Source organism: candidate division WWE3 bacterium, from assembly GCA_026396615.1.
Classification (GTDB): domain Bacteria; phylum Patescibacteriota; class WWE3; order JAPLWK01; family JAPLWK01; genus JAPLWK01.
Map to the genome: position 1 here is coordinate 1 of JAPLWK010000010.1, position 7,417 is coordinate 7,417.

At 41.4% G+C, this 7,417-nt stretch carries 6 protein-coding genes; 3 read left to right on the forward strand and 3 right to left on the reverse strand.

Going from position 1 to position 7,417, the window contains the following annotated elements; translation table 11 throughout:
• From NT141_02990 to NT141_03000, 3 genes are all read left to right on the forward strand, one after another.
• Positions 1 to 2,756, forward strand: a 2,756-nt coding sequence (locus NT141_02990) for a glycosyltransferase family 39 protein (protein ID MCX6784009.1), incomplete at its 5' end; no start/stop codon positions are given.
• The gene (locus NT141_02995; protein ID MCX6784010.1) at positions 2,753 to 4,024 is read left to right on the forward strand and encodes an oligosaccharide flippase family protein; all 1,272 of its coding nucleotides are present in this window, start codon (positions 2,753 to 2,755) and stop codon (positions 4,022 to 4,024) included. The genes NT141_02990 and NT141_02995, both read left to right, overlap by 4 nt.
• Entirely contained in the window at positions 4,021 to 4,635 is a 615-nt protein-coding gene (locus tag NT141_03000; GenBank protein MCX6784011.1) for a class I SAM-dependent methyltransferase, read from the forward strand. The genes NT141_02995 and NT141_03000 overlap by 4 nt, the downstream gene beginning before the upstream one ends.
• On the opposite strand, the gene NT141_03005 is transcribed toward NT141_03000, so the two are convergent.
• The 3 genes from NT141_03005 to NT141_03015 form a co-directional block, all read right to left on the reverse strand.
• Positions 4,632 to 6,248, reverse strand: coding sequence for a glycosyltransferase family 39 protein (locus tag NT141_03005; GenBank protein ID MCX6784012.1), 1,617 nt, complete (start codon positions 6,246 to 6,248; stop codon positions 4,632 to 4,634). The genes NT141_03000 and NT141_03005 overlap by 4 nt on opposite strands.
• Positions 6,245 to 6,979 carry a polysaccharide deacetylase family protein gene (locus NT141_03010; GenBank protein ID MCX6784013.1) on the reverse strand — a complete coding sequence of 245 codons (735 nt, stop codon included), beginning with the start codon at positions 6,977 to 6,979 and terminating at the stop codon, positions 6,245 to 6,247. Before NT141_03010 ends, NT141_03005 begins: the two co-directional genes overlap by 4 nt.
• A partial coding sequence (locus NT141_03015; GenBank protein ID MCX6784014.1) for a hypothetical protein occupies positions 6,972 to 7,417 on the reverse strand: 446 nt, incomplete at its 5' end. The genes NT141_03010 and NT141_03015, both read right to left, overlap by 8 nt.

Consider the following 7,417-nt stretch of genomic DNA (forward strand, 5'->3'; position numbering starts at 1 on the left):
CTTTCGAAAACCTAAAATTCGGATTTTATCTTTTAATAGCAGTCTTACCATTGCTTCACAAAGAGACTTTTAGCTTGGTCATTTGGGACTTACTGCCGGTGCGGCTGGTACTGGCGACCCTGGGGCTGGTAGGGGCCACTCGATTAGTGGTATGGCTACGAAAAACTAGAAAATTCTCCGACATTCGCTCTTTTCTAAAAGATCCGGTGCTACTGGGTTTGTTGGCATTATTTGTACTGCGGGTCCTGTCTCTTTTTAATTCCCTTAATCTGCTGGCCAGCCTTAAATTGTTAGTATTTTTTGGCGGAATTATTCTTTTTTATATTTTTTTCAAATATTTAGTGAAACGCGATACTTTATCTTTTATTAAAACGGCTACGAATTTATACGTCTGGGTGGCGTTAATTACCGGAATCCTGGCGATTTTTCAATTAATTGCTCAAGAGGTTTTTAAAAAAACCATTGGCGGAGTCTGGGTGGTGCCTGGGCATCTACCTCGTATTGGCTCCACTTTTTGGGATGTTAATCATTACGGTGGCTACTTGATAACAGTGATTCCGCTAGCCTTAGTTTTGTCATTTTCGGCGACCTCCAAAGCCTGGAAACGCTGGTGGGCCGGAGTTAGCGTCTTTTTGTCTTTCGTGCTCGTTTTAACTCAATCACGAAGTGCTTGGCTCGGAATGGTCGCCGGAATCATTGTTTTGCTTGGCATTTTATGGTTTTGGGGGCAACGAAAACGAGTATACGCGGTAATTTTAATTTTAGTAATTGGTTTTTTAGGTTACTTCAATTTTATTACCTTACAAAATCAAACGCTAGATCGAGTAATTGGGGGATTTATCCATACTCGCATTGATTCTTTTGATACCCATTTCACTTTGTTAAGTGCTTCGTCGGAATTAATGCTTAAATACCCCTGGATCGGTTCTGGTTATGGCAGTTTTAGTGAACATCTAAAAGAAACATCCGTTTCTACCGAGTTTTTTGATAAAGATAATCGGCTCGGTACCGACCGCGTCCCTTCGCACAGCGTTTGGGGTGAAGTAATGGCCGAAACGGGGATTCCCGGGATCGTGGTTTACAGCCTTTTAATGTTGGTCATTATCGGTTATTCGCTTTTAGCCGCTCTTAAAACTCCAGAAACCGATAAAAAGCTGCTGCAACTGGGTTTTTTGGCTTCTACAGTGGCAATTTTAGTCTCCGGTATTTTTTATTCGTATAATATTGAATTTTATTGGTGGACGTTATTTGGCTCATTTTTGCTCTCGATCGTACTTTTACCAAAACTTAATAATTTCTCGTACTTTGCCTCAGAACTGGCTAAAGTTAAATGGTTACCGGTCGTGATTATTCTAGTTACCTTTGGAATTTTGGTTTATCTCGGCTTAAATAACACTCACGTTATTGACTGGGATGAGGCTATTTACGCTCAAGTATCCCGCAACATAGCAAATACAGGACATTGGCTAACTTTGCAGTGGTATGCAGGCTACACTTGGTTTGAAAAGCCGCCGCTATATATGTGGCTTACGGCACCACTCATCTCTTTATGGGGAAATACGTCTTTGGCGGCTCGTTTCTGGTCGGCGGCGGCCGGACTCGGCGGCATTCTCGTGACCTATTTGATTGGGTCCAAACTATTCAACCGTCTAACCGGTTTTGTGTCAGCGGCGATGCTAATGGCGACGGTTCATTATCTTTACTACAGCCGCAACGGCACTCTAGATGTTAGCGTCACCCTCTTTATCACTTTAACGATTTACTTCTTCATTCGAGCTAGGGAGTCTGGAAAAGCTTTAGATTGGGCATTGACGGGCGTCGCTGTAGGACTCGGGGTTATGACCAAAGACATCATTGGGCTCCTCGGACTGGGGGTCGTCGTCGTCTTTGCACTTTTAGATTACTTCTGGCTAAAAAATAAGAAACCCTACCAAATTCCGATAAAATGTTATTTGCTGTTTGTTATTTGTTTTTTGATAGTCGCCTTACCCTGGCACATTATTATGACTATTAAATGGGGCCACGCTTTTTGGGACGTCTATTTTGTGGGTCATGTCTTTGGCAGGGCTTTCTCTGACGTTCAAGGAAAGACCCAACCGTTTTTCTGGTATCTCACTGTTATCAAAGTCAGCTTTAGAATCTGGTGCTTGCCACTACTGGCCTCCATACCATTTCTCATCCGGGGCATTATCAAAAAAGATTGGCGTTACTTACTACTGGGGGTTTGGGTTAGTGCGATTTTTCTATTTTTCTCAATCAGTCGCTCCAAATTAATCTGGTATTTAATTCCGATTTACCCGGTTCTCGCGATTATCGCCGGATCATTCTGGGACAAACTCGCCAAGACACTCGCGGTCATGTATAACTGGGCCAGCCCGTACTTTATTCGAGTCTTTATTTGTTTTGCGATTTTTATCGCCTCACTGAGTTACGTTTTTATCATGAAAGATCGGATTTATTACCAAGATTTTAATCTTCATATCTACCAACTACTAAAAGCCAAAGACGAACGTTTTGGTATTGATCGCACTGTTTACTACGCGGGACTGGCCGACCCGGCCATTATGTACATTAGTAAGGGGCCGGTTGTGAGCGTTACTAAAGGAAATATTGAGGAAATTGGTAGTCGTCGTCAAGAATCGATTTTTATAATGCCTCAAGATTTATACAGAACTCTTAAGAAAGATGGTTTTAATATGACTGAGGTCGTAGAGTGGGGCGGCTTTTCACTGGTCGACAAGCACAAAAACCCATGATCGCTAAAATTAAATCAATTATAACCGGCCAAACAGCTCGCAATGTTTACCTAGTGACAGTGGGAAACGGGTTAACCTCGCTTTTAGGCTTTGTGGCGACAATCATTGTTTCCCGGAAACTGGGTCCGGTCAACTTTGGACTTTTTTCCCTGGCGTTTGGTGTTTTCATGACGGCCTCGAAATTTACGGATCTCGGTTTAAACTTTGCTTTAAGTCGGTACGCTGCTCAAAACGCGGTGGGACGCTGGGAACCATACGCCAAATATGCTCTAACTCTGAAGATCATAATAACCTTAGTAGTTACTGTTTTTGGAATAGTTGGCTCTCCGATTTTAGCTCAAGGAGTTTTCCATAATTCTGAATTAACTTTACTGTTTAGATTATCTTTTCTAGCACTTCTTGGGATCATGCTACTCGATTTTTACACCGCACTATCGCAGGCATTGGGAAAATGGTTACCTAGTATTTGGATTCAAACGGCCGCTTCCGTTTTTAAAATCATAGGACTACTGGCCTTGGTCTTTCTAGGGTCGACCACAATTTTATCGTCTTACGCGATCTATTTAATTTCTCCTTTGATTGGGGCGGCTTGCGGGGCACTGTTAATCTCTAGAAAATTTTTAGGACCGGTTAGCGTTGACAAAGCGCATCGTCAAAAAATTCTGGGTTTTTCTGTTTGGATGGGGGTGGGAGTTCTCGTCGCGGCTGTTACCAGTAATTTGGATATCTTTATTGTCGGAAATAAATTGCCGGCTTTAGACGTTGGTTTGTACGCGGCGGCGAGTCGTTTCTCTCAAGTAGCGACTATTATTACAGCTTCTTTAGGAACGGTCCTCAGCATTCGGGCAGCTTCATTTACTGAGTCACGGCACGTTAAGCCATTTTTAAAGAAAACCTTACTTCTTGGTCTGTTTATATTTATAGGGGCACTGATAGTTTGGCCCTTAGCTGGCCCACTAATCACCTTAACTGTGGGAGAATCTTTTGTGGGTTCCGTCACGATCTTTAAAATCTTGTTAGTGGCTGTTTCTATTGGAGCAGCCAGAAGCGCCATCTCCGCCAACTTTTTTTCTTTAGAGAAACCTCAGTATTTTGCTTTCTCCTCAATTTTTTCTGCCGTCATGCTACTTGTAGTCAATCACTACTTAATTCCAATCTTCGGGGCCTTGGGGGCGGCTTATACAAATTTAATTAATAACATCCTCTTGCTAGTTTTTTCATTAGTGTTTATAAAGATATCTCTAGCCAAAAAGTCAGTATTATTATGACCATTAATCAACCATTCGACTATTACGACAAACTTTATTTTGATCCTCATTCTTTGGTGGGCGAATTTCATAGGCGTCGTGTCTCAGCCATTATTAACGAGGTGCCATTTGGGTCGTCGGTTCTCGATTTAGGCTGCTCGTCAGGATTTGTGAGTAATTTACTAAGCGTTAAAAAATGCTCAGTCACAGGAGTTGATATTCGACCAGAATGCGTTGAGTACGCCTCAAAAAATAGCGCCAATAAATTTATCGTTGGTGACCTTAGAAATTTAGATTTAAATCAAACTTTTGACGTGGTCATTTGCTCCGATGTCATTGAGCACTTTACCGCTTCTGACCGGCAGTTAGTCATCGCTGTCATAAACAAGCATTTGAAGAGTGGGGGACGGCTGATCATGACGACACCTGGTTTTCTAGAACATCTCATCGAACCAGTTTGGCAAATTTATAGGAATTTAAAAAATCCCGGGGTGACTTTTGATGACGCTGGTACCCACGAACTGGTATCTGCCTCCGAGATCAAATCAAGCCTAGGTCAGGGTTACACACAAATTAATTCTAAGCTAACGGCTTTGGGAATGGTAACAACACTAGTCTTCCAAAAAATTTAGATTTGATTATAAACTTTTTCCACGAAATACCCATGAACTTTTCCTAGTTTCTTTATTATCGGGCGATCCTGAAAACCCTTGGCGTAATCTTCTTGGCCCGCAAGCAGGTAATTTAGATTGCTAAAGTCTCCGCTGACTATATAAATAGGTTCGTTACGAAAAGGTTTAGCGTCCGCCCAGATAAATTGTCGCAAATATTTTGTGTCACCGGTTTCTTTCCAAAGGATAAAATTAAAATTCCAAACCCAGACGGCGCCTCCCTTTCCTGAGTAAATAAAAGGGTTGTGGTCCCACTTTGACTCGGCCTCAACTGTTCGACTAATGGCGATCATGGTTTGCAGTTTGGGTATTTCTGTTCGATTGGTATTCTCGACCCATTTCTGAATATTGAAAACAAGCAATATAACAATGGTTGTGATTGCAGAGGCGATCAAAACTCGAGGTCTTCTTTGTCTTATCGTTTGAATAAGTTCACTAAGCTCAGCTCCCAGGAGAATAAAATATAATGGGAAATAGACCGCGTCGAGCCACTGCAACGGTTTCATCCAGGGCGAGGCTTCGTATTTGGGAATGATTGCCTGCAGAATAAAGTAAACAATGAAAATAGTTGTCACTATTGTCTTACCGCAGGGTCCCTTGTTAAGAAAAAGAAGGTTTTTAATAAGCACGAATAATAAAAATAGGGACATTGCAATCCCCAGTATTTTTATGGGTGGTAGCGTGGTACTTTGACTAATCGGCGGGTTGGGGTGGAGGTAAATTTCTGGGCTGGGAATAAGTAGTTCCCCGTTAGTTTGAATGGTACTTTCCAGAAAGTTAGCGATACTATCCTGTTTACTAATGTTTGGTCCCTCCATTCCTTGGGTTAGTGCTTTAATAATGTAACTTATATTACGGTTTCCCATGTATTTGTTTTCCAGGTAATGTGGGACGAAACCGACTACTACAAGAATAAGCAATGAAATAGCAATAGCAATTATTCCAGGTTTATCGAGTCGAATCTGTTTTCTGTAAATAATAAACGCTAAAACCACTCCCGGAATCGCAAAAAAGATCGTGGCATGAAAGTGGGTTGCTAAAGCCAGCGAAAAAGCAACAATCGGAAGCCACCAAATTCTCCGGTCTTTTAAATAGAAAACTGTTCCAATGATGGATATTACCAGTAGTGGTGGGATGTATTCCGGATTCGTGCCGACCAAAGTGTAATAAACAACTATCGCTGAAACGCTATATAAAAAAATGGTAATAAGCGTCGCCAGTTTTCCAAATAACTTTGGCAGAAAGACCGCGATAATAATTAGCGTCAAAATGTTGAGTGCAATCGTCGATAAAGGTAAAATATAATAGCTGTAATTAGTTATTTTAAGAAGGATTGTTGCAATGTAGTAAAAGGTCGGTGGAAAAGTGGCCAGAACTCCGCCGATAAAATGGCCAGTGACTATTTTTTCATGAAGAACAATAAATTTATAAGCAAAGATATTAATAAGTGCTAGATCGTAACCAAAAAATGTTCTTTGCTGCAAATTTAAGATTCGAAGTAGCCCTCCAATGATTATGATCACGGAGACAGTTCCCAAATATACTTGATTTGTTAGTTTAAGCCTGAAAGTCATAATAATTCCGACATTTTTCCTAAACGGTAATTTAGACAGATATTTTTTACATAATCAAGACAGCTAAAACGGTATAAAAGTAAACTAGGGTGTGGCCAGGACAACTTAAAGCTGTGACGACTTAGTTGCCAGGGATGAATAAACATTACCGGTTGTTTAGTTTTTTTTAAGATGCTCAGCTGTAACCGAGGGACTAGAGTTGTGAGTAATCCTCCGCCGGCCGGTAAATAGCCACGGGTAAGGGCTTGGTAAAAATTTTGGGGAAATTTAGGTAGGCCACGATGACTCCCAAATAATCGAATCGAAGTTACTGGTAGTTCTACTATCTCGTCTTCGTTAAGTACCTCATTGCCATAAATTGAAGAATCGAAGCGGAAGCCGTATTCCTTTAAAATTCTTAGGCTGCCACTGGGCAGGTCAACAAAGGGTGCTCTAAAACCCAGGGGGTGGTATTTAGTAATGAATTCTTTTGATTTATAAAGCTCGCTTCGCAGGCTGTCTAGACAGGTAATTCTGGAGTGTTCAAAACTATGAAGACAAATTTCATGCCCTCTGTTTTGAATTTGTTCCACCAGTTTGGGGGCTACCGCCGCCAAACTTCCGGTCACAAACCAGGTAACCCGTTGATCTCTTTTTCCGAAGAGATCTAGGAGCGTCTCCGTTTCCTCGCGAGGGATTTGATTGGTCCAGGGATCGGGTTCCAGATCCACAGTCAGATATAATTTATCCATAGTAACCTCGCAGCAGGCGGAAATATGTTCTTAGCATATCCCGAGCCACTTGAAAAACGGCCTTATAATTTACCGCGCCACCAAATTGATAAGCACTTAAATCAACCGGGGTTTCAAAAATTCTCTTGTAGCCACAGGCTCCAGCGGCGATAAGCATTTCAATGTCGATGGCGTAACCTTGAGTTTTCATCTTGGGGATTATTTTGTTCAGGATTTCTTTTTTATAAATTTTTAAGCCGACTTGGGTGTCTTTTACCTTTAAATTAAAGGCTATAAGAGCTGCGATTTGGCAAATCACACTATATATTCTTCTTTTTAATGGGTAGTTTACTTTCGAGAGAAGATGTCTTTTCGATCCAATGACAATATCAGCGTCGCTAAACGAAAAAATTCTCCAAGCCAGTTTTAGACTTTCTTGGCTAATTTGAGTTCCAGCGT

Bases quoted from the DNA above. Each gene is read 5' to 3' on its own strand.
- NT141_02995 (MCX6784010.1), top strand. From the start codon at position 2,753: ATGATCGCTAAAATTAAATCAATTATAACCGGCCAAACAGCTCGCAAT.
- NT141_03000 (MCX6784011.1), top strand. From the start codon at position 4,021: ATGACCATTAATCAACCATTCGACTATTACGACAAACTTTATTTTGAT.
- NT141_03005 (MCX6784012.1), bottom strand. From the start codon at position 6,248: ATGACTTTCAGGCTTAAACTAACAAATCAAGTATATTTGGGAACTGTC.
- NT141_03010 (MCX6784013.1), bottom strand. From the start codon at position 6,979: ATGGATAAATTATATCTGACTGTGGATCTGGAACCCGATCCCTGGACC.